At 38.7% G+C, this 662-nt stretch carries 1 protein-coding gene; it reads right to left on the bottom strand.

From position 1 onward, the window contains the following. On the bottom strand, nt 1-568 hold a 568-nt coding region (locus AOG54_RS04410; RefSeq protein WP_055032477.1), incomplete at its 3' end, for a phosphorylase family protein. Nucleotides 569-662 lie beyond the last annotated feature (94 nt).

Here is a 662-nt window from a genome sequence, read left to right as displayed (position 1 = left end):
CCGCAAGATTTATTTCTGGAACAAGCGTCATGCCTATTATATCACCAAATGTATGAAATAATTTTGATTCAGCCCTTGTTGAAAACCTTGGGCCCTCTATGCATACATACGTTCCGGAACTGTGTATATTATAATTTAATGATTTTCCGGTTTCATATATTTTTCTGCTTATCTCCGGGCAGAATGGGTCTGCCATTGATATATGATAAACATCCGGGCCATCATAAAAGGTTAAATCACGCCTTCTTGTCAGGTCAATAAACTGATCGGGCACAACGATATCGCCAGGGCTGTAGTCCTCCTTTAAAGAGCCAACTGCATTAAGCCCAATAATTCGCTCAACGCCAATATGCTTTAATGCCCATATATTTGCCCTGTAATTGACCCTATGCGGTGGAATTGTGTGCTTTTTACCATGCCTTGGAATAAATGCAACCTCAACACCATTTATTCTTCCAATCTCGATCTTATCTGATGTTTTGCCATATGGCGTATCAACATCAACAGTCTCAGTTTCCGTCATTAATGTGTAAAGGCCACTTCCTCCTATTATGCCTATATATGTCATTATGTATCCCGTTAATTTATATGCTATATTGTGAAATGCTAAGCATTGAGAGTTTTTCGTGTATCATATTCATGCCTATGTTTATGCTGTACTC

Source organism: Acidiplasma aeolicum, assembly GCF_001402945.1.
Classification (GTDB): domain Archaea; phylum Thermoplasmatota; class Thermoplasmata; order Thermoplasmatales; family Thermoplasmataceae; genus Acidiplasma; species Acidiplasma aeolicum.
The sequence above is the reverse complement of the archived record's forward strand: the minus strand, read 5'-3'. Positions and strand labels throughout refer to the sequence as shown.